General features: G+C 37.9%; 1 protein-coding gene. It reads right to left on the bottom strand.

What is annotated here, in order from left to right; genetic code table 11:
- On the bottom strand, positions 1 to 339 hold a 339-nt coding region (locus AB4486_RS22735; protein ID WP_372118742.1), incomplete at its 3' end, for a GDP-mannose 4,6-dehydratase.
- Positions 340 to 708: the final 369 nt, after the last annotated feature.

The following is a 708-nucleotide window of genomic DNA, read 5'->3' as shown; positions in this document are numbered from 1 at the left end:
GGCTCTAGTTGCTTCAAGTAATGTATATGTACCAACAATATTAGTTTCGATAAATGCAGCAGGGCCGTCAATCGAACGGTCAACATGAGATTCAGCAGCCAAGTGCATTACTGCATCAGGCTTATGCTGCTCAAAAATACGGTCTAGCTCAGTACGATTACAAATATCTACCGCTTCAAATGCATAACGCTCGTGCTCTCCCACTTCAACAAGAGACTCTAAGTTACCCGCATAAGTCAACTTATCAACATTCACGACGCTGCTAGATGTATTATTTATAATGTGACGAATGACTGCTGAACCGATGAAGCCAGCGCCGCCTGTAACTAATATCTTCATAAGATTTCTAAAACCCTAAAATTCAAAGGAAAAGTTCTTCTAATTTTGCAAATCTATTTATTACTATTCGAAGGATAGTTCGATACGTTAATACCAACTCAAATGCTCACCAACTAAAATAGTTCAGAATCAATTGCGACCAAACAACTCTCATGTCACACGTAAGCCGGCCTTCAAACAAAAGACGTAGAATCTTTCATACTAAGACCGATAAGATCGCATTTTGAGTAGGTAATAATGACTAGATTAACACAATCATATCACACTAGAATTAAAGAATTATTCCGCTAGCTCGCTTCGTTTGTTCCTTGCTATACTCGTGTGAGTTTGTATTCAAAAAAGTAGGAAGAAATATGATTATCGTAACTG

The organism is Vibrio sp. 10N.222.55.C6, from assembly GCF_041473395.1.
GTDB lineage: Bacteria > Pseudomonadota > Gammaproteobacteria > Enterobacterales > Vibrionaceae > Vibrio > Vibrio crassostreae_C.
The sequence above is the reverse complement of the archived record's forward strand: the minus strand, read 5'-3'. Positions and strand labels throughout refer to the sequence as shown.